This is a genomic window from Kribbella flavida DSM 17836 (genome assembly GCF_000024345.1).
GTDB lineage: Bacteria > Actinomycetota > Actinomycetes > Propionibacteriales > Kribbellaceae > Kribbella > Kribbella flavida.
In genome coordinates, this window is the sequence record NC_013729.1 from 1,115,173 (window position 1) to 1,133,944 (window position 18,772).

General features: G+C 69.8%; 17 protein-coding genes. 8 read left to right on the plus strand and 9 right to left on the minus strand.

All coding sequences use genetic code 11. The annotated features are described in order from the left end of the window. Positions 1-9 precede the first annotated feature (9 nt). The 4 genes from KFLA_RS05160 to KFLA_RS05175 all read right to left on the minus strand — a co-directional run bounded on the left by KFLA_RS05160 (position 10) and on the right by KFLA_RS05175 (position 3,982). The gene (locus KFLA_RS05160) at positions 10-1,008 is read right to left on the minus strand and encodes a hypothetical protein (RefSeq protein WP_012918709.1); all 999 of its coding nucleotides are present in this window, start codon (positions 1,006-1,008) and stop codon (positions 10-12) included. Beyond that, positions 1,005-2,126, minus strand: coding sequence for a hypothetical protein (locus KFLA_RS05165; RefSeq protein ID WP_012918710.1), 1,122 nt, complete (start codon positions 2,124-2,126; stop codon positions 1,005-1,007). The genes KFLA_RS05160 and KFLA_RS05165 overlap by 4 nt, the downstream gene beginning before the upstream one ends. Further along, on the minus strand, positions 2,123-2,653 hold the full coding sequence (locus KFLA_RS05170) for a SigE family RNA polymerase sigma factor (protein WP_012918711.1): 531 nt from the start codon (positions 2,651-2,653) through the stop codon (positions 2,123-2,125). The genes KFLA_RS05165 and KFLA_RS05170 overlap by 4 nt, the downstream gene beginning before the upstream one ends. Before the next feature lie 102 nt (positions 2,654-2,755). Continuing rightward, positions 2,756-3,982, minus strand: a complete 1,227-nt coding sequence (locus KFLA_RS05175) for a DUF4032 domain-containing protein (protein WP_012918712.1) — start codon at positions 3,980-3,982, stop codon at positions 2,756-2,758. Positions 3,983-4,106: 124 nt separating this feature from the next. Between KFLA_RS05175 and KFLA_RS05180 the strand changes: the two genes are divergently transcribed. From KFLA_RS05180 to KFLA_RS05200, 5 genes are all read left to right on the plus strand, one after another. Then, the gene (locus tag KFLA_RS05180) at positions 4,107-5,114 is read left to right on the plus strand and encodes a LacI family DNA-binding transcriptional regulator (protein WP_012918713.1); all 1,008 of its coding nucleotides are present in this window, start codon (positions 4,107-4,109) and stop codon (positions 5,112-5,114) included. A gap of 214 nt (positions 5,115-5,328) precedes the next feature. Continuing rightward, complete coding sequence (locus KFLA_RS05185; protein WP_012918714.1) at positions 5,329-6,708, plus strand: ABC transporter substrate-binding protein; 1,380 nt, start codon at positions 5,329-5,331, stop codon at positions 6,706-6,708. Positions 6,709-6,760: 52 nt separating this feature from the next. Beyond that, on the plus strand, positions 6,761-7,681 hold the full coding sequence (locus KFLA_RS05190) for a carbohydrate ABC transporter permease (protein WP_012918715.1): 921 nt from the start codon (positions 6,761-6,763) through the stop codon (positions 7,679-7,681). Between the two features lie 9 nt (positions 7,682-7,690). Continuing rightward, a complete protein-coding gene (locus tag KFLA_RS05195) occupies positions 7,691-8,662 on the plus strand; it encodes a carbohydrate ABC transporter permease (protein WP_012918716.1) in 972 nt (323 codons plus the stop codon). Between the two features lie 28 nt (positions 8,663-8,690). Then, positions 8,691-10,250 carry a glycoside hydrolase family 13 protein gene (locus tag KFLA_RS05200; protein WP_012918717.1) on the plus strand — a complete coding sequence of 520 codons (1,560 nt, stop codon included), beginning with the start codon at positions 8,691-8,693 and terminating at the stop codon, positions 10,248-10,250. A gap of 59 nt (positions 10,251-10,309) precedes the next feature. Here the strand turns inward: KFLA_RS05200 and KFLA_RS05205 are convergent, their stop codons facing one another. The 4 genes from KFLA_RS05205 to KFLA_RS05220 are packed head-to-tail and all read right to left on the minus strand — an operon-like array spanning position 10,310 to position 14,148. Continuing rightward, positions 10,310-12,568 (minus strand): heavy metal translocating P-type ATPase, encoded by a 2,259-nt coding sequence (locus KFLA_RS05205; protein WP_012918718.1) that lies wholly within the window; start codon positions 12,566-12,568, stop codon positions 10,310-10,312. An 11-nt stretch (positions 12,569-12,579) separates the two neighbouring features. Beyond that, the gene (locus KFLA_RS05210; protein WP_012918719.1) at positions 12,580-13,575 is read right to left on the minus strand and encodes a hypothetical protein; all 996 of its coding nucleotides are present in this window, start codon (positions 13,573-13,575) and stop codon (positions 12,580-12,582) included. Further along, positions 13,572-13,808, minus strand: a complete 237-nt coding sequence (locus tag KFLA_RS05215; RefSeq protein WP_012918720.1) for a heavy-metal-associated domain-containing protein — start codon at positions 13,806-13,808, stop codon at positions 13,572-13,574. Before KFLA_RS05215 ends, KFLA_RS05210 begins: the two co-directional genes overlap by 4 nt. Positions 13,809-13,839: 31 nt before the next feature. Continuing rightward, positions 13,840-14,148: a metal-sensitive transcriptional regulator gene (locus tag KFLA_RS05220; protein WP_012918721.1), complete on the minus strand. Its 309-nt coding sequence runs from the start codon at positions 14,146-14,148 to the stop codon at positions 13,840-13,842. Between the two features lie 211 nt (positions 14,149-14,359). On the opposite strand from KFLA_RS05220, the gene KFLA_RS05225 reads away from it, so the two are divergent. Together KFLA_RS05225 and KFLA_RS05230 are read left to right on the plus strand one after the other, a co-directional pair. Further along, entirely contained in the window at positions 14,360-15,373 is a 1,014-nt protein-coding gene (locus KFLA_RS05225) for an ABC transporter ATP-binding protein (protein WP_012918722.1), read from the plus strand. After that, positions 15,370-16,359 carry an ABC transporter permease subunit gene (locus tag KFLA_RS05230; protein WP_012918723.1) on the plus strand — a complete coding sequence of 330 codons (990 nt, stop codon included), beginning with the start codon at positions 15,370-15,372 and terminating at the stop codon, positions 16,357-16,359. The genes KFLA_RS05225 and KFLA_RS05230 overlap by 4 nt, the downstream gene beginning before the upstream one ends. Before the next feature lie 70 nt (positions 16,360-16,429). Here KFLA_RS05230 and KFLA_RS05235 read toward each other — a convergent pair whose 3' ends face one another. Then, the gene (locus KFLA_RS05235) at positions 16,430-17,509 is read right to left on the minus strand and encodes an ABC transporter ATP-binding protein (RefSeq protein WP_012918724.1); all 1,080 of its coding nucleotides are present in this window, start codon (positions 17,507-17,509) and stop codon (positions 16,430-16,432) included. A gap of 223 nt (positions 17,510-17,732) precedes the next feature. Here KFLA_RS05235 and KFLA_RS05240 point away from each other — a divergent pair, with 223 nt between their 5' ends. Beyond that, complete coding sequence (locus tag KFLA_RS05240) at positions 17,733-18,755, plus strand: LacI family DNA-binding transcriptional regulator (protein ID WP_012918725.1); 1,023 nt, start codon at positions 17,733-17,735, stop codon at positions 18,753-18,755. Positions 18,756-18,772: the final 17 nt, after the last annotated feature.

Here is an 18,772-nt window from a genome sequence, read left to right on the forward strand (position 1 = left end):
GCAGGCCCTTCAGTAGACCGGCGGCGGTGTGCCGATCAGCAGTTGGTGGAGCACATTGGTGACACCGTTCGGGAGATGAATGCCGATGAAGATCTGCCGTGCGGTGGCCGGGGTCAGTCGGCGAAGGGTCGAGCCGTCGTCCGTGCCGTTGTGGCGGCAGCCACCGTGGCGGTAGATCACGTCCTGGTTCCGGTTCGTGCCGTGGACCCGCAGGATGATCACCTCTCCGCCGGGGTCGGTTCCGCAGAGGCGGGATTCGGTGACCGTGGGGCCGGTGCCGGCCGGGGCGGCGATCAGGTCGCGGGTCAAGCGTTGCGCAGCGGCTCCGGTGAGGCGAGAACTGGACAGCAGCTCTGGTCTCCCGGTGGAGTACCGGCAGACGCTGACCGACGTGACGGTGCCGACCGCCTTGAGCCCGCCCTGAAACGGCGGACGCAGGACCTCGGCCCTGGCCAGTGCCGTCCGGGGATCGCAGCCGTAGCTGTCGACCGCGCCGATCACGCCGGCGGAAGCGAAGATCCGCTGCCGGAGGTCGTTGTCGCCGGTGGTCACGGTGATCAGTTGGCCGCCGATGGTCCGGGTTTCCCGGATCCAGCCGTCGGCGAGCCGGGCCAGGCCGGCCTCGGTGCCGCCGAAGATCACCGATGGGGCGATCTGGTGGACCGTCGGCGTGGGGCTCTGGCAGGTGATGAGCATCGCCAGGCGAGCGCCGCCTGGCCGCAGTACGACCGGCGCCGGCTCCCGGTCGTGCTCGGGGCACTGAGGCGGTCCAGCCCACAGCTCCTGGCGCCAGCTCTTCGGCACCTGCAACTGGACGGTGCCGTAGGTCTCCCAGCGCCAGCCGTCCTTCGACGACGCCACCCGCGCCGCGACAGGTGGCTCGGCGTCGGCAGTGGCCGATTCTCGGGCGGTCAGCACGTTCACTCCGACGAGCAGTCCGGCGATTGCGGCGCCGGTGAGCGCGACGGCAACGAGACGGGTCGAACCCTTGGCCGACGACTTGTTCATCGGGGCAACCTCTCCAGGACCATCGGCTTGCCCATCAGGGGGTACGCAGCGCCGACCAGCGGCAGCAGCGCCGCCCTGGTCAGTCGGCGGTGGGTGCTTCCGTCGTCGATGCCGTTGAAATCGCAGGTCGAGTGGCGGAGGGCGACCTGTTGCTCACCCGCGCTGCCGCGCAGGGTCAGCAGAATGTCGTCCCGCTCGTCCGGTGTCCGGCAGTTGTAGGGCTCATTCGGTCCCGAGCCCTCCGGCGCGGCACGCAGGGCGTCGGTCAACCGTCGCGCCTGGTCGCCGGTGATCTCGTCGCCGGCCGACAGTGCGGGGCCCCCGGCGCGAGAGTCGAAGGCGTACGCACAGACCTTGATCGAGCTCACCTCGCCGATTCCGGTCAGGCCCGGACCGCTCGGTGGCCGGCCGGCGGCCAGGAAGTCGGGCGCCGTCGGCGCGCAGCCGTAGGCGTCGGTGGTGCCGATCGGCTCCGCGGAGTCCAGGATGCGCCGGCGCAGCGCGGGATCGTTGCTGAACACGGTGAGCCGGATCCCGTTGACGATGCGGACCTCGTCCGCCCAGCCGTGGTCGTACTGCGTCACCCCGGTCGTCCGGTTGCCCTCGCCGAACCACAGGTGCGGAACCCGTTCCGGCAGAGGGGAGACCGGTCCACAGTCGATCGTGAAGACCGCGCCGCGATAGGGGCGCCCGACGAGAGGCTGCCGGCGGGGGGCCGGGCGGTCTGTCGGCGTGCCTGCGGCGGCGAGGATCTCGCGGTCCGGGCAGGTCCACAGGTGGCTGTAGCTGGAATCCGCCCACCCGTCGGGCACCTGCACCTGCACCGTCCTGTACGACTCCCAGTGCCAGCCGTCGGCGGCCGGCTGGGAGGTGGCGGCAGGCGGCCCCGACGTGTCGTTGCCAAGAGCACCGATGCCGGTGATCGTCGTCGCGACCGCGGCGCACGCCAGGACGACGGCTGAGGCGGTGCGGGCCACCCGCCGTCGGCGCAGGCGGGTGTGGACGTCGGTCAGCAGAGTGTCGTCGGCGGGCGCGGAGTCCGCGTGGGTGGACAGGGCGCGGGTGATCAGCGCGCCGGTCGCCGGGTCGTCGGTCGGGTTCTTTGCGGGATCGCTCACAGCCGCTCGACCTCCTTCAGGGTGGCTCGCAGGGAACCGAGGGCACGGTGGATCTGGGAGCGGACCGTCGCCGCGGTGCAGCCGAGAACCTCGGCGATCTCCGCGTCGGGCAGGCCTTCGTAGTAGCGCAGGACGACGGCAGCACGCTGCCGGGTGGGTAGTGAGGCGCACAACCGCCAGACCGCGTCGGCATCGGCGTGCAACACCGCGTGGTCGGCGCCGGTGGTGGATCCGCCGACGGCCGGTTCGCCGAGGTCGACGAAGACGGCCGGGTCGTCGACCGGGGTCTCCCGCCGGAAGAACCGCCGCCAGCGGGAGATGTCGGCGTTCACGATGCAGCGCCGGACGTAGGCGTCGGGGTCGGCGCCGATCCGCGACCATCGCGGGTACGCCGCGACCAGCGCGTCCTGGACCGCCTCCTCGGCCCGGCCGCGGTCCCGGGTCACCAGATAGGCGAACCGCAACAACCCGGCACCCCGGTGCGACACCCAGGTGTCGAAATCCGGTGGTCCGTCATCGGTGGTCATCTGGTCCCTCCACGCCCTAACCACGCCGGCGGAGGACCAGACGTTGCACCGCTGGGGCGTGTCTTCCGATTCCCTGCCTACGGCCCGAGATCGGGAGACCCCCTAGTCCGATTCACCCACCGGAGCGGTCGGCAGGGCCAGCTTCTCGTCGGGCTTGGCGCTCAGCACGGTGGCGACGTACGAGCGGGCGGCTTCCAGCGTGTCGACCTCGTGGCCGGCCTGCTCGGACAGGAACCAGCGGTGCTCGAGCACCTCGTGGAAGACCTCGGCGGGCTCCAGCTTGCGGTTCAGGTCGCGGGGCACCGAGCGGACCACCGGCTCGAAGACGTCGGTCAGCCACTGGTGCGCGACGATCTCCTCGTCCTCGTTCTGCTGGTCGGTGGCGGCGGCGAACGAGTCCAGGTCGTTCAGCAGCCGGCGGGCCTGGTTCTCCTCGACGTCCAGACCGGTCAGCCGCAGCAGCCGCCGCGAGTGGTGCCCGGCGTCCACGACCTTCGGCTGGATCCGGACCTGGCTGCCGTCCCAGTCGGTGATGATGTCGATCTCGGCGACGTCGAAGCCGAGCTCGTTCAGCCGCCGGATCCGCGAGTCCAGCCGGTGGATCTCGTCGGTGGCGAACTCCTCCGGCGCGGTCAGCTCGGCCCAGAGCGCCTCGTACCGGGCGGTGATCGACTCGACCGTCTGCTGCGGGTCGATGTCCGGGTCGAGCAGCCCGCCCTCCTGCAGGTCGAGGAACTCGCCGAACAGGTTGATCTCCGCGGTGTAGAGGTCGTGCGCGCGCTGCCCGTCGGAGATGTCCTGGTGCAGCTCACCGGTCTCCGCGTCCACCAGGTACGCCGCGAAGGCGCCGGCGTCGCGGCGGAACAACGTGTTCGACAGCGAGCAGTCGCCCCAGAAGAAGCCGAGCAGGTGCAGCCGGACGATCAGCGCGACCAGCGCGTCGATCAGCCGGTTCACGGTGTCGGGCCGCAGGGTGCTGGAGAACAGCGCCCGGTACGGCAGCGAGAACTGCAGGTGCCGGGTGACCAGGATCGAGTCGAGCGGTTCGCCGTTGCGGTCCAGCCGGTCGGTGATCACGCCGACCGGTTCGACCGAGGGGGAGTCGAGCCGCTCGAGGTCGCGCAGCAGCCGGTACTCGTGCAGGGCGAGGTGCTCCATCACCTCCTTGATCGCGTAGACGCTGCCGTTCACCCGGACGAACCGGACGACGTGCCGCGAGATACCGCGCGGCAGCGCGACCAGTCGGTCCTCGGGCCAGTCCTCCAGCGGGATGTCCCAGGGCAGTGACAGCAAACCGGTGTCGGGGCGGGTGGCGACGAAACGAGGCACGGCTCCAGTGTCGCAGTTCCACCCCCCGGACGACCGGTGGAGCAGCGCGTACGGACAGGAAACGCACCGAACTCGAACGCAAGTGGACGCAAATTCTTGCGAAATGTGGCGTAGAGTTTGCGTCATGACGCGACGACTTGCAGAGGTGGCGAAGAAGGTCGGAGTCAGCGAGGCAACCGTGAGCCGGGTGCTGAACGGCAAGCCCGGCGTGTCCGAGGCGACTCGGGAAGCGGTGCTGACCGCGCTGGACGTGCTCGGCTACGAGCGGCCGACCCAGCTCCGCGGCGACCGCGCACGGCTGGTCGGCCTGGTGCTGCCCGAGCTGCAGAACCCGATCTTCCCGGCCTTCGCCGAGGTGGTCGGCGGCGCGCTGGCACAGCAAGGTTTCACGTCCTTGCTCTGCACCCGGACGGTCGGCGGTGTGTCCGAGGCGGACTACGTCGACCTGCTCCTGCAGCAGCAGGTCTCCGGTGTGGTTTTCGCCGGTGGCTTCTACGCCCAGGCGGACGCTCCGCACGCCCATTACGAGCTGATCCAGGAACGCCGGCTGCCCACCGTGCTGGTGAACGCAGCGGTCGACCACCTCGGCTTCCCGCAGGTCTCCTCGGACGACTTCGTCGCCGCCGAGATGGCGCTCGGGCACCTGCGGGCGCTCGGGCATCAGAAGATCGGTCTGGTGCTCGGCCCACGGGACCACATCCCGTCCCGCCGCAAGCTGGACGCCTTTCTCGGCTCTCCGGAAGCCGATCCCGAGCTGGTCGAGCACACGATGTTCTCGCTCGAGGGCGGGCACGCGGCCGCCACCCGGCTGGTCAAGCACGGCGCCACCGGCATCGTCTGCGCCAGCGACATCCTGGCGCTCGGCGCGATCCGGGCAGTCCGCCGGGCCGGCCTGTCGGTGCCCGGGGACGTCTCGGTGATCGGCTACGACGACTCCGCGATGATGAACTGCACCGATCCGCCGCTGACCACGGTCCGGCAGCCGATCGACGCGATGGGCCGGGCGGCGGTCGACATGCTGGTCGCGCTGATCGAGCGCGCCTCGGTGCCGGCCGACGAGTTGCTCTTCGAGCCGGAGCTGGTGGTCCGCGCGTCCACCGCCCGGTTGCGCACCGCGCCGGTCTCCGCCTGACAACGAGAGCCAGTCCAGAACGCAGCACGGCCACCGAAGGGTGGAGTGGGCAGTTGCCCGCTCCACCCTTTCTGCCTGTCGGGGCCCGACCTCGATAGTCTCGTTTTTGCAACTTGAGATCGAAGTATTGCGCAGATCCGGTCGAGTTGCCTACGGTACGGACCACATCAAGGGGCGGGGAGTCGCCCTCGGCCGTACCGAGAAGGGCAGATCGATGAGGACAACGAGCCATCGCAGGGCACTCGGCCTGTTGCTCGTGGCGGGACTGGGTCTGGTGGCCTCGTCCTGCGGATCGGGGGACGACGAACCGGCCGCGCAGAGTTCCGGGGGCGCCGACGCCAAGGTGACCATCACGGTCGGCTGTCAGCCGCCGAAGAGCAACCCGAAGGAGCGCACGGCCTGGGACGAGGACGTCGCGGAGTTCCAGAAGCTGCACCCGAACATCACGATCGAGAGCAAGGACGCCTTCCCCTGCATCAACCCCGACACCTTCCAGGCGAAGCTGGCCGGCGGCACCCAGGAGGACCTGTTCTACGTCTACTACACCGACGTCCAGAAGATCATCAAGGCCCGGCAGGCCGCCGACATCAGCGAGTACGTCGGCAGCGTGAAGACCCTGAAGGACCTGCGCCCGGACGTGCTCGGCGTCTTCAAGGACGGCGACAAGACCTACGGGCTGCCGCGGACGAACTACAACATGGGCCTGGTCTACAACCGCAAGCTGTTCACCCAGGCCGGGCTGGACCCGAACTCCCCGCCGAAGACCTGGGCCGAGGTGCACGAGGCGGCCAAGAAGATCGCCGGGCTCGGCGCCGGCCACGTCGGCTTCGGTGAGTACAGCGCAGGCAACACCGGCGGCTGGCACTTCGCCGCCTCGCTGTACGCCCGGGGCGGGACGATGGTGAGCGAGGACGGCAAGTCCGCGGCCTTCAACAGCGCCGAGGGCAAGGCCGTGCTGGAGAACCTCAAGCAAATGCGCTGGAACGACAACTCCATGGGCAGCAAGCAGCTGCTGCAGTGGGAGGACCTGATGCGCATGATGGGCGCGGGCAAGCTCGGCATGATGATCGGCGCCCCGGACGTCGTGCAGTCGGTGAACAACGACTTCCAGGGCAAGTTCGAGGACTACGGCGTCACCGTGGTGCCGGAGTCCGAGGGCAAGGCCTCGCTGGCCGGCGGTGACGGCTACATGTTCAACCCGAAGGCCTCGCCGGACAAGATCAAGGCCGGCCTGCTGTGGCTGGAGTTCCACGAGCTGACGCCGGGTGAGGGCCAGTTCAACTACCAGCGGTCCAAGGCGCAGGGTCGCCCGGTCGGCCTGCCGATCCCCGACCTGTACGGCGACACCCCGCCGGGCAAGGAGATCACCGCGCTGCGCAAGCAGTACGCCACCGTCCCGGTCGAGCACTTCGCGCCGTACGCCAACGCGCAGACCAGCATCACCAACAAGCTGGAACCGCCGAAGGCGCAGGAGCTGTACGCCGTGCTCGACGTGGCGATGTCCGCGGTGCTCACCCGCAAGGACGCCGACATCGACAAGCTCCTGGCGGACGCCGAAGCCAAGGCGAACAAGATCCTGGAGCGGAACTCGTGAGCCCCCGCCTACTGCGCGGGCTCACGAGTTCCGCTCCAGCCAAGAACACCTGATGGCCGTTGTCACCGCCAGACCGCCGGTGCGCCGCTCCCACCCGGGGGCGGCGCGCCGCGCGGTCGGCAGGAACCTCACGGCGTACGGGTTCCTGTGCGGAGCGCTGATCTGTTTCGCCTTCTTCTCCTGGTACCCGATGATCCGCGAGGTGGTGCTGAGCTTCCAGCAGACGAACTTCGTCGACCCGCCGCGATGGGTGGGGCTGGAGAACTTCCGGACCGTCTTCGCGGACCCGGCCTTCCGGTCCGCCTGGCTGAACACCGCCGCCTTCAGCGGGCTCGCGCTGATCGTCGGCTACGCGATCCCCTTCGTGCTCGCCGTCGTGCTGAACGAGTTGCGGCACGCCAAGGCCTACCTGCGGTTCGTGGTCTACCTGCCGGTGATGCTGCCGCCAGCCGTCGGCGTGCTGCTGTTCAAGTGGTTCTACGACCCGGGCGCCGGTCTGTTCAACCAGGTGCTGGACGTCTTCCACCTGCCACCGTTGAGCTGGCTCGACTCGACCAGCACCGCGCTGATCTCGCTGGTCATCGTGTCGACCTGGATGAACCTCGGCACCGGCACGCTGATCTACCTGGCCGCACTGCAGAGCATCCCCGGTGACCTGTACGAGTCGGCCGAGCTGGACGGCGCCGGACTGTTCCGGCGGGTCTGGCACGTGACCGTCCCGCAGACCAAGCTGATCCTGCTGGTGATGCTGCTGCTCCAGGTCGTCGCGACCATGCAGGTGTTCATCGAGCCGTACCTGCTGACCGGCGGCGGCCCGGAGAACGCGACCGTCACGGTGGCGTACCTGATGTACCAGTACGCCTTCAACTTCGGCGACTTCGGCGGCGGCGGCGCGCTCGGCCTGATGCTGATGGTCGTGCTGATGGTGTTCTCGGCGATCTACCTGCGCGTGTCGCGGGACAACCAGAACTAGGGGCGGGATATGACCACCACGTTGAACCCACCTCCGTTGCTGGAGGCAACAGCACCGCCGGTGACCCCGAAGCGGCCCCGGCGACGCAGGAACGGCGGCCGCGGCTCGGTGACCAGGACCCTGGTCTCGCCGCTGTCGTTGCGTTCGTGGCACGGCAAGCTGATCTACTGGACCGTCCTGGTCCTGGTCGTCGTCAGCTTCACGCTGGCCTTCGTGTTCCCGCTGTACTGGATGGTGACCGGTGCGCTGAAGTCGCCGGACGAGCTGGCGCAGATCCCGCCGAGCTTCTTTCCGAAGGACGTCGACTTCGGCGTCTACGCGGAGGCCTGGAACCAGCTCCAGCTCGGCGTCTTCCTGAAGAACACCGCCCTGTACGCCGGCGGCGCATGGCTGCTCACGCTGGCCGTGGACGTGAGCGCGGCGTACGCGCTGTCCAAGCTGCGGCCGATGTTCGGCAAGCTGATCCTCGGCCTGATGCTGGCCACGCTGATGATCCCGCCGATGGTGCTGCTGCTGCCGACCTACCTGGTCGCCAAGGACGTGCCGATCTTCCACTTCGACCTGCTGAACACCCCGTGGGCGATCTGGTTGCCGGCCGCGGCGAACGGCTTCTTCATCTTCCTGCTCAAGCGGTTCTTCGACTCGATCCCGCGCGAGCTGCTGGAGGCGGCCGAGATCGACGGCGCGTCGCCGCTGCGCATCCTGTGGTCGATCGTGCTGCCGGTGTCGCGGCCGATCCTCGGCGTGGTGTCGATCCTGTCGGTGGTCACGGTCTGGAAGGACTTCGTCTGGCCGCTGCTGGTGCTGCCGGAGACCGACAAGATGCCGATCAGCGTCGGCATCGCGTCGCTGTCCGCGCAGATGCCGCAGAACGTGCTGATCGCCGCGCTGGTGATCGCCAGCCTGCCGGCCATCGCGGTGTTCTTCGTGTTCCAGCGCAGCATCATGGCGGGCCTGACCGCCGGCAGCCTCAAGGGCTGATCCCCCACCCGAAACCCAAGGAGAGAGCATGTCGGAAACCGGGACCGCGACCTGGTGGCGCGGAGCCGCGATCTACCAGGTCTACCTGCGCAGCTTCGCCGACGGCAACGGTGACGGGATCGGCGACCTGGCCGGCCTGCGGGCCAAGCTGCCCTACCTGGCCGAGCTCGGCGTGGACGCGATCTGGCTGAACCCGTGGTACCCCTCGCCGATGGCCGACGGCGGCTACGACGTGGCCGACTACCGGGCGATCGAGCCGAGCTTCGGCACGCTGGCCGAGGCCGAGGCGTACATCGACGAGGCGCACGCGCTCGGCATCCGGACGATCATCGACATCGTGCCGAACCACGGCTCCGACCAGCAGGACTGGTTCGTCCGGGCGCTGGCGGCCGGGCCCGGTTCGCCCGAGCGGGAGCGGTTCCTGTTCCGTCCCGGCCGCGACGGCGGCCTGCCACCGAACGACTGGCAGTCGATCTTCAACGGCCCGGCCTGGACCCAGGTCCCGGACGGCGAGTGGTACCTGCACCTGTTCGCGCCCGAGCAGCCGGACTTCAACTGGCGCAACCCCGAGGTGGTCGAGGAGTTCCACGCGATCCTGCGGTTCTGGCTGGACCGCGGCGTCGACGGGATCCGGATCGACAGCGCCGCCGTGCTGTTCAAGGACCTGAACTCGGTCGAGGAGTCCTACACCGACCACGACGAGGTGCACGAGGTCTACCGCGGCTGGCGCGCGATCACCGACGCCTACGAGGGCCGGTTCCTGGTCGGCGAGATGTGGATGCCGGACCAGGAACGGTTCGCGCTCTACCTGCGCCCGGACGAGATGCAGACCGCGTTCAACTTCGACTTCCTGTCCCGTCCGTGGCAGGCCGCCGAGCTGCGCGCGTCGATCGACCTGACGCTGACCACGCACGTGCCGATCGGTGCGCCGCCGACCTGGGTGCTGTCGAACCACGACGTGACCCGCCCGGTGACGAAGTACGGGCGGCCGGACACGTCGTTCTCGCACCAGGACCGCAAGCACGGCATGCCGACCGACCTCGTGCTCGGCGAGCGCCGGGCCCGGGCCGCGGCGCTGCTGGCGATGGCGCTGCCCGGTGGGTTGTACGTGTACCAGGGCGAGGAGCTCGGCCTGCCCGAGGTCGAGGACCTGCCGGACGAGCTGCTGCAGGACCCGATCTTCGCCCGCTCCGGCGGCACCGACCGCGGCCGCGACGGGTGCCGGGTGCCGATCCCGTGGTCCGGCCAGGAACCGCCCTTCGGCTTCGGCGCCGGTACGCCGTGGCTGCCGCAACCCGCCGACTGGAAGAACCTCACCGTCGAGTCCCAGCGCGCCGACCAGAACTCGATGCTCTCCCTGTACTGCGACGGCCTGCGCATCCGCCGCACGCAGCTCGGCGACGGCACGCTGACCTGGCTCGACTCGCCTCCCGACGTCCTGGCCTTCCGGCGCGACTCCGGCCTGGTCAGCATCACCAACCTCGGCCCGGACCCGGTCGAGCTGCCACCGCACACCGAGCTCGTCCTGACCAGCTCCCCCCTGGACGCCGGCAAACTCCCCAGCGACACCTCCGCTTGGCTCCGCTGACAGGCTCCTGACGTCCGAAGGACCCGAGGCAAGCGCCTCGGGTCCTTCGGACGTTGCTGTCAGGGTTGCTGGGTGAGCGGGCGGAAGCGACGCAGACGCAGGCTGTTCGACACGACGAAGATCGAGCTGAAGGCCATTGCCGCGCCGGCGAGCATCGGGTTCAGCAGGCCGGCGGCCGCCAGCGGCAGCGCCGCGACGTTGTAGGCGAAGGCCCAGAACAGGTTGCCCTTGATCGTGCCCAGGGTGCGCCGGGCGAGCCTGATCGCGTCCGCCGCCGAGCGCAGGTCGCCCCGAACCAGGGTCAGGTCGCTCGCCTCGATCGCGACATCGGTGCCGGTGCCCATGCTCAGGCCGAGGTCGGCCTGCGCCAGCGCCGCGGCGTCGTTCACGCCGTCGCCGACCATCGCGACCACCCGGCCCTCGGCCTGCAGCTCCTTCACCGCGTCGACCTTGCCGGCCGGCAGCACCTCGGCGATCACCTCGTCGATGCCGACCTCGGCGGCGACCTTGCGGGCGACCGCCTCGTTGTCGCCGGTGAGCAGGACCGGGCGCAGCCCCAGGCCACGCAGCTGCTGGATTGCCTCGGCGGAGCTGGGCTTCACGGTGTCCGCGACCACCAGCACGGCGCGGGCCTTGCCGTCCCAGCCGACCGCGACCGCCGTACTGCCCTCGGTCTCGGCGCGCTCCTTGGCGTGCGCGAGCTCGTCCGGCAGGTACTGGCTCCACTCCTCCAGCAGCTTGGTCCGCCCGACCAGGACGGCGTGCCCCTCGACGATGCCCTGCACACCGAGGCCCTCGACGTTGCCGAAGTCCTCGACCGGCGGCAGCTTGCCGAGCTCGTCGGTGGCGCCGCGGGCGATGGCCTGCGCGATCGGGTGCTCGCTGGAGTGCTCGAGCGCCCCCGCCAGCCGCAGTACGTCGGCCCGCTGCTCGCCCTCGGCCAGCAGGACGTCGACCAGGTCCATCCGGCCGGTCGTGACGGTTCCGGTCTTGTCCAGCACGACGGTGTCGACGCGTCGAGTGGACTCGAGCACCTCAGGACCCTTGATCAGGATGCCGAGCTGCGCACCGCGGCCGGTCCCGACCATCAGCGCGGTCGGCGTCGCCAGTCCCAGCGCACACGGGCAGGCGATGATCAGTACGGCGACGGCTGCGGTGAAGGCGACCTCGACGGCCGATCCGTTGCCGAGCCAGAAGCCGAGCGTGCCGAGCGCGAGCCCGATCACGATCGGTACGAAGATGCCGGAGATCCGGTCGGCCAGCCGCTGGACCTCGGCCTTGCCGTTCTGCGCGTCCTCGACCAGCCGGGCCATCTGGGCGAGCTGGGTGTCGCCGCCGACCCGGGTGGCCCGGACGACCAGCCGGCCGCCCGCGTTCACGGTGGCGCCGACGACCGGGTCGCCCGCGCCGACCTCGACCGGCACCGACTCGCCGGTCAGCATCGACGCGTCGACCGCGCTGCTGCCGGTGACGATCACGCCGTCGGTGGCGATCTTCTCGCCGGGCCGGACGACGAACTCGTCGCCGACGGACAGCTGGTCGGCGGGGATTCGCACCTCGGTGCCGTTGCGCAGGACCGCGACGTCCTTGGCGCCGAGCTCCAGCAGGGCCCGTAGCGCAGCGCCGGAGCGCCGCTTCGCCCGTGCCTCGAAGTACCGGCCGGCCAGGATGAACGTGGTGACACCGGCCGCGACCTCGAGGTAGATCTCCTCGGTGCCCCCGCCGCGGGACGGGATCAACGTGAATGGCATCTTCATGCCCGGCTCGCCGGCGCCGCCGAGGAACAGCGCGTACAGCGACCAGAGGAACGAGCTGACCACACCGAGCGAGATCAGCGTGTCCATCGTCGCGGCGCCGTGCCGCAGGTTGGTCCAGGCGGCCTTGTGGAACGGCCACGCGGCCCAGGTGACGACCGGAGCGGCCAGTGTCAGCGACGCCCACTGCCAGAAGTCGAACTGCAGCGCCGGAATCATGCCGAGGGCAATGACCGGCACCGCCAGCACGATGCTGGTGACCAGCCGTTGACGCAACGGCTTCAGCTCGTCCGGTACGACGTGGCCGGCCTCGTCACCGCCGCGGTCACCGGCCGGCGGGGCCGGCAGCGCCGCGGTGTAGCCGGTGGCCTCGACGGTGGCGACCAGGTCGTCGGTGCTGATGCCCTCGGCGTAGGTGACCTTCGCCTTCTCGGTGGCGTAGTTCACCGTGGCGGTGACGCCGTCCATCCGGTTGAGCTTCTTCTCCACCCGCGCGGCGCAGGAGGCGCAGGTCATGCCACCGATGATCAGCTCGACGGACTGCCCTGCTTCTGGGGTTGTCATGATGCCTCCTCTCAGTGGCCGTGCGGGGTCTCGCCGTGGCCCGGGCTGCTGCTCTTCCCGGGGTGGCTGGGTTGCGGGGTGGGCGGCACGATCGCGGTGCCGTCGGTGCCGACCCGGACGGTGAACTCGGCGGTGCGAACCGCCCCGGCGTGCTGGAAGTCCAGGTAGAGCGAGTAGGTGCCGGCGGTCGGGAAGGTGGTGCCGAAGGTGATCTGCGGTCCGCCCTTCGTGCCGGCGTCGGCGTGCTCGGCCGGGTGGTTGTGCAGGTAGGCCAGGTCGCCGCTGCGCAGCGAGACCAGGTGCCCGAAGGCGCCCAGATACGGCTGCAGGTCGGTGACCGGCTTGCCGTCCTTGCTGACGGCAAAGGTCAGCTCGGACTCCTTGCCCGCCTGCGGCGTACCGGCCAGCGTCACGTCGTACCCGTCGACGGTGGTCGCGCTCGCCGGGTCGTTCAGCGGGACGGGGATGTAGAGGCCGGACACGTTCACGTCGGTGCCCAGGGTGAGGGTCTCGTCGAGCGCGGCCGGCTGGAAGTCGGCGTACAGCCGCCAGGTGCCGCCCGCGGTGAAGGTGAACGGGATGCTCCAGGTGCCGGTGGCGTCCATCGTCGGGTGCAGGTGGTGGAAGCCGGACAGGTCGCGCCGGACCACGATCAGGTGCAGGTCCTTCTCGTGGGTCTTCGTGTACTGCGTGACCGGCTTGCCGTCCGGCCCTTGGATCGTGAAGCGCAGCGCGGTCTGTTGCGACGACTGGAAGAACGTCGTCGCCGGGACCAGCGTGTAGCCGGACTGGGACACGGCGAGCCCGGGCGGCTGCCCAGCGGCGTCGCCGTGTCCTTCGCCGTGCCCCGCGGCCGGCTGCTCCATGCCGGCCATGCCGGGCGTCTCCTGCGCCGGGTCGGCTGCCGCGATCGGGTCGATCGCGGAGCCGAGCGCGAAGGTGCCGGCGAAGGCCAGCGCCAGTACGCCGGCGAACGCGCCGAGCCGGACCACGACAGCCCGGCTCATGCCGTCGCGCCCGGGGAGGACGCGGCCAGCTCGTAGCCGGCCTCGTCGACGGCCTCGCGGACGGCGGCCTCGTCCAGGCCCGTCTCGCTGGTCACGTGCACGGCGGAGGTGCCGCCCGCGTTCAGGTCGATCCTGACCTGCTGGACGCCCGGCAGCTTGGTGAGCTCCTCGGTCACCGCGGAGGTGCAGTGCCCGCACGTCATCCCGGACACGGCGTAGGTGGTGGTCGTCATCGTTGTCTCCTTCAAGGGTTTCTCGGGTACGTCAGCTACGGACCAGGCGGGCGATCGCGTCGGAGGCTTCGCGCACCTTCTCCTCGGCCTCCGGACCGCCGCGCTGCGCGGCCTCGACCACGCAGTGCGACAGGTGCTCCTCCAGCAGTTCCAGCGAGAACGACTGGAGCGCCTTCGTCGCGGCCGACACCTGGGTCAGGATGTCGATGCAGTACTTGTCCTCCTCGACCATCCGCTGCAGGCCACGAATCTGGCCCTCGATCCGACGCAGCCGCTTCAGGTGGCTGGACTTCTCGGCGGTGTAGCCGTGCACGTGCTCGGTGGTCCCGTCGGTGGTCATGGCGGCCCTCTTTCCTCACTGCTACCCCATAGGGGTATATCGACACCTCAGAAGGTACCCCCTCGGGGTATGGATGGCAAGTCCGGTCCGATACCTGGCAGGGGTATTGTCCGGCGGACAGCGGCCGGTGCTGCAACAAAAGTGGGAGGGTAGGCGTCTCATCGCGCGAGACTGCGGCCCGCTGCGGGTCGTGACGGACGGAGAAGGTGGCATGGCGGACCTGGCGATCAGTACGCGGGGCTTGCGGAAGACGTACCGCACCCGACGGGGCAAGCAGGTGGTCGCGGTCCAAGGACTCGACCTCGACGTGCCGGTCGGTGGGGTGCACGGCTTCCTGGGGCCGAACGGGTCCGGCAAGACCACCTCGATCCGGATGCTGCTCGGACTGGTCCGGGCCGACGCCGGGGTGATGACCCTGTTCGGCCGACCGGTGCCGGAGCAGCTGCCCGCGGTGGTCTCCCGGGTCGGCGCGATCGTCGAGTCGCCGAAGTTCTTCCCGGCGTTCAGCGGGCGCAAGAATCTCGAACTGCTGGCCGACGCGATCGGTGCGCCGAGGACCCGGGTCGGCGAGGTGCTGGACGAGACGTCGCTGGGGGAGCGCGGCAAGGACCGGTTCAAGACCTACTCGCTCGGCATGAAGCAGCGGCTGGCGATCGCCGCGACGCTGCTGAAGAAGCCGGACCTGCTGATCTTCGACGAGCCGACCAACGGTCTCGACCCGGCCGGCATCCGGGAGATCCGCGAGACGATGCGGTCGCTGGGCGAGCAGGGCCGCACGGTCCTGGTCAGCAGCCACATCCTGGCCGAGGTCGAGCAGGTCGCCGACACCGTCTCGATCATCGGCCAGGGCCGGTTGCTCGCCTCCGGGTCGGTCGCGGAAGTGATCGGCGGCACCGGCAAGGCCACGGTGAAGCTGGCCATCGACGACCAGGCGGCGGCCACCGCCGTCCTGGCCGCGGCCGGACTCACGGTGCGGGCTGAGGGCAACTACCTGTTCGTGGACGGCGCCGAGCACCCGGCGGACGTCACCCGCCGGCTGGCCGACCAGCGCCTGTACGTCGCCGAGCTGGTCCCGGTCCGGGCCGACCTGGAGTCGGTGTTCCTGGAGCTCACCGCCGACGAGGGCCTCGGGGCCGGCGGTCCAGGCCTGGCCGGTTCGCAGGCGATCACCCCGGACGCCGTCCGACGTACTGGCGCGACCGAGACGACAGGAGGCGGCCAGTGATCCGGCTGACGGGAGTCGAGCTGCGCAGGCTGGTGGCGCGCCGGCTGGTGATGCTCGGAGTCGGGGCGGTGCTGGCCGTCACGGTGCTGATGCTGGCCGCGACCTGGTGGAACGCGCGCCCGCTGTCGGCCGCCGACCAGGAGCGGAACCGGGTCCAGTTCGAGCAGGCGCACAAGGACTGGGTGGCGAACCACGAGAAGTACGAGAAGGACTGCCGGGACAACTACGCGTCGATGCCGGATCCCAAGCCGACCGTCGACGAGATGTGCAACAACCCCGAGCCGGCGCTGGAGCAGTGGGGCAAGCCGCAGACCGTCTTCACCGAGGTGATGCCGGAGTTGCTGCTCGGGTCGTCCTACCTGCTGGCGTTCGCGGCGTTCCTGATCGGTGCCAGTTTCGTCGGCGCGGAGTTCAGCAGCGGCTCGATCGGCAACTGGCTGACGTTCGAGCCGCGCCGGCTCCGGGTCTACGGCAGCAAACTGCTCGGCGTCGCGATCGGCATGGTCCCGGTCGCGGTGGCAACGCTGGCTTTGCTGCTGGTCGGCACGTATCTGATCGTCGCTGACCTCGGCAGCACCGCCGGGACCACCGGCGAGGTCTGGGGCAACCTGGCGGAGACCTCGGTCCGGGCCGGCCTGCTCACCGCCGTGGCCGGCGCGCTCGGCGGCGTCCTGGGCCTGTTGCTGCGGCACACCGCCGCCGCGATCGGCTTGGTGATGGGGTACGCCGTCCTGGTGGAGGGCGTGTTCGGCAGCATCCTGCAGAGCGCCCAGCCCTGGCTGGCCCGGGTCAACTTCGACGCCTGGGTGATGCACGGGACGACGTACTACGTGCAGAGCTGCAAGTCGACGCCGGAGGGCTACTACAACTGCGAGTCGGTCGAGAAGGCGCTCAGCTTCGAGCACGGCGCCTGGTACCTCGGCATCGTCGCGGTCGTGCTGATCACGCTCGGCGGTCTGGTGTTCCGCCGCCGCGACGTGAACTGACCCCCGCACGAACGAATGCCGGCCCCGGGTGGACGAACCACCCGGGGCCGGCGTCACGCAGTACGGCGGATCAGGCCGTCAGGCGCTCCTCGGTCGAGGTCGAGAACAGGTGCAGCTTCTCCGGCACCGCGGCCAGCCGGATCGTGGAACCCTTCTCGACCGGCATCCGGGCGTCGATCCGGGCGACGATCTGCTGGTGCTCGTTGTTGTGCTCGGCGGTGCCGTACAGGTACGCGTCGGCGCCGAGCTCCTCGATCACCGCGACCTTCACCGGCAGGCCCTGGTCGGAGACCTGGAAGGCCTCCGGGCGGATGCCCACGGTCAGGGTCTTGTCGTTGCCGGCCTTGCCGAGCACGCCGCGCTCGATCGGGATGATGTAGTCGCCGACCTTCGCGCCGGTGTCGGTGATGTCCGCCTCGAGCAGGTTCATCGCGGGCGAGCCGATGAAGCCGGCGACGAACTTGTTCTTCGGGTTGTCGTACAGGTTCAGCGGGGTGTCGACCTGCTGGAGCAGGCCGTCCTTCAGCACGGCGACCCGGTCGCCCATCGTCATCGCCTCGATCTGGTCGTGGGTGACGTAGACCGTGGTGACGCCCAGCCGGTTCTGCAGCTCGGCGATCTGGGTGCGGGTCTGGACGCGCAGCTTGGCGTCGAGGTTCGACAGCGGCTCGTCCATCAGGAAGACCTGCGGGTTCCGGACGATGGCCCGGCCCATCGCGACGCGCTGCCGCTGACCACCGGACAGCGCCTTCGGCTTGCGGTCCAGGTACTCCTCGAGGCCGAGCAGCTTGGCCGCCTCGAGCACGCGCTTGGCGCGGTCCTCCTTGGAGACACCCTGCATCTTCAGCGCGAAGCCCATGTTGTCGGCGACCGACATGTGCGGGTACAGCGCGTAGTTCTGGAACACCATCGCGATGTCCCGCTCCTTCGGCGGACGGTGCGTGACGTCGCGGTCGCCGATGTAGATGGAGCCCTCGTTGACCTCTTCGAGGCCGGCGAGCATGCGCAGCGAGGTCGACTTGCCGCAGCCGGACGGGCCGACGAGCACCATGAACTCGCCGTCCTCGATCTCGAGGTTGAGCTTGTCGACGGCGGGCGTCTCGGAGCCGGGGTAGACCCGGGTCGCGGACTTGAAAGACACAGTGGCCATGACGATTCATCCCTTCACCGGCAGGAACGTGCCGGACGATCCGTAGTAAAGGCCCCCGGGCGGGGGTGGGCCCATCCTGGCCTGCCGGGCTGCTCCTGACAAGGTTTACGCCGGAAGAGGTGTCCGTACTGTTCACTTTCTGGACAGGTGTGCGCAGTTTCAGTCTGCAAGAACTTGCAGGTTCTTGCTGCAAGGTCCATCCGGGCTGGGTAGGGTGCGGGTCGTGAGCAGCAGAGCGAGGCTGGCGGACATCGCAGCCAAGGCGGGGGTCAGTGAGGCGACCGTGTCCCGGGTGCTGAACAGCCGACCCGGAGTGGCCGAGGACACTCGGCAGGCGGTGATGACGGCGCTCGACGTGCTCGGCTTCGAACGGCCGACCCGGCTGCGGCGCCGCTCCGCCGGCCTGATCGGGCTGGTGATGCCCGAACTGATCAACCCGATCTTCCCCGCCTTCGCGCAGGTGATCGAGTCGGCGCTGTCGCAGCGCGGGTTCACCCCGGTGCTGTGCACCCAGTCGCCGTCCGGAGCGACCGAGGAGGAGTACGTCGAGATGCTGCTCGAGCGCGGCGTCTCCGGCATCATCTTCGTCTCCGGCCTGCACGCGGACACCGGCGCCGACCACGCCCGGTACCAGGCGCTGGTGGACCGCAACCTGCCGGTGGTTTTCGTGAACGGCTGGCTGCCCGGCGTCGGCGCTCCCTTCATCTCCTCCGACGAGTACGCCGCGACCGAGCTCGCCGTCTCCCACCTGGTCGCGCTCGGGCACCGGCGGATCGGGTTCGCCTCCGGCCCGGAGCGGTTCATCGTCGTCCAGCGCAAGCTGGCGGGCTACCGGACCGCGATGAAGGCGCAGCTCGGCTTGTCGGACGGCGAGGTCGACGAGCTGGTCGAGCTGAGCATGTTCGGTGTGGAGGGCGGCGCGGCGGCGGCCCAGCGGCTGCTCGATGTCGGCGTGAGCGCGGTCGTCTGCGGCTCCGACATGATGGCGCTCGGCGTGATCCGCGCCGCCCGCCAGCGGGAGCTGTCCGTACCCGGCGACCTCTCGGTGGTCGGCTACGACGACGCCCCGATGATGGAGTTCACCGACCCGCCGATGACCACGGTCCGCCAGCCCGTCCAGGCGATGGCCCTGGCCGCCGTCCAGTCCCTCTTGGACGAGGTCGTCGGCCACGCCACTCCCCGCACCGAGTTCCTCTTCCGCCCCGAACTCATCGTCCGCAACAGCACCGGCCCGGCCCCCGCGTAGACAGCTCGGCTAGGTCG

What these genes read in the sequence shown, in the direction of transcription:
- KFLA_RS05160 (WP_012918709.1), bottom strand. Translation starts at nt 1,008, where the DNA reads ATGAACAAGTCGTCGGCCAAGGGTTCGACCCGTCTCGTTGCCGTCGCG.
- KFLA_RS05170 (WP_012918711.1), bottom strand. Translation starts at nt 2,653, where the DNA reads ATGACCACCGATGACGGACCACCGGATTTCGACACCTGGGTGTCGCAC.
- KFLA_RS05180 (WP_012918713.1), top strand. Translation starts at nt 4,107, where the DNA reads ATGACGCGACGACTTGCAGAGGTGGCGAAGAAGGTCGGAGTCAGCGAG.
- KFLA_RS05185 (WP_012918714.1), top strand. Translation starts at nt 5,329, where the DNA reads ATGAGGACAACGAGCCATCGCAGGGCACTCGGCCTGTTGCTCGTGGCG.
- KFLA_RS05190 (WP_012918715.1), top strand. Translation starts at nt 6,761, where the DNA reads ATGGCCGTTGTCACCGCCAGACCGCCGGTGCGCCGCTCCCACCCGGGG.
- KFLA_RS05195 (WP_012918716.1), top strand. Translation starts at nt 7,691, where the DNA reads ATGACCACCACGTTGAACCCACCTCCGTTGCTGGAGGCAACAGCACCG.
- KFLA_RS05200 (WP_012918717.1), top strand. Translation starts at nt 8,691, where the DNA reads ATGTCGGAAACCGGGACCGCGACCTGGTGGCGCGGAGCCGCGATCTAC.
- KFLA_RS05205 (WP_012918718.1), bottom strand. Translation starts at nt 12,568, where the DNA reads ATGACAACCCCAGAAGCAGGGCAGTCCGTCGAGCTGATCATCGGTGGC.
- KFLA_RS05210 (WP_012918719.1), bottom strand. Translation starts at nt 13,575, where the DNA reads ATGAGCCGGGCTGTCGTGGTCCGGCTCGGCGCGTTCGCCGGCGTACTG.
- KFLA_RS05215 (WP_012918720.1), bottom strand. Translation starts at nt 13,808, where the DNA reads ATGACGACCACCACCTACGCCGTGTCCGGGATGACGTGCGGGCACTGC.
- KFLA_RS05220 (WP_012918721.1), bottom strand. Translation starts at nt 14,148, where the DNA reads ATGACCACCGACGGGACCACCGAGCACGTGCACGGCTACACCGCCGAG.
- KFLA_RS05225 (WP_012918722.1), top strand. Translation starts at nt 14,360, where the DNA reads ATGGCGGACCTGGCGATCAGTACGCGGGGCTTGCGGAAGACGTACCGC.
- KFLA_RS05235 (WP_012918724.1), bottom strand. Translation starts at nt 17,509, where the DNA reads ATGGCCACTGTGTCTTTCAAGTCCGCGACCCGGGTCTACCCCGGCTCC.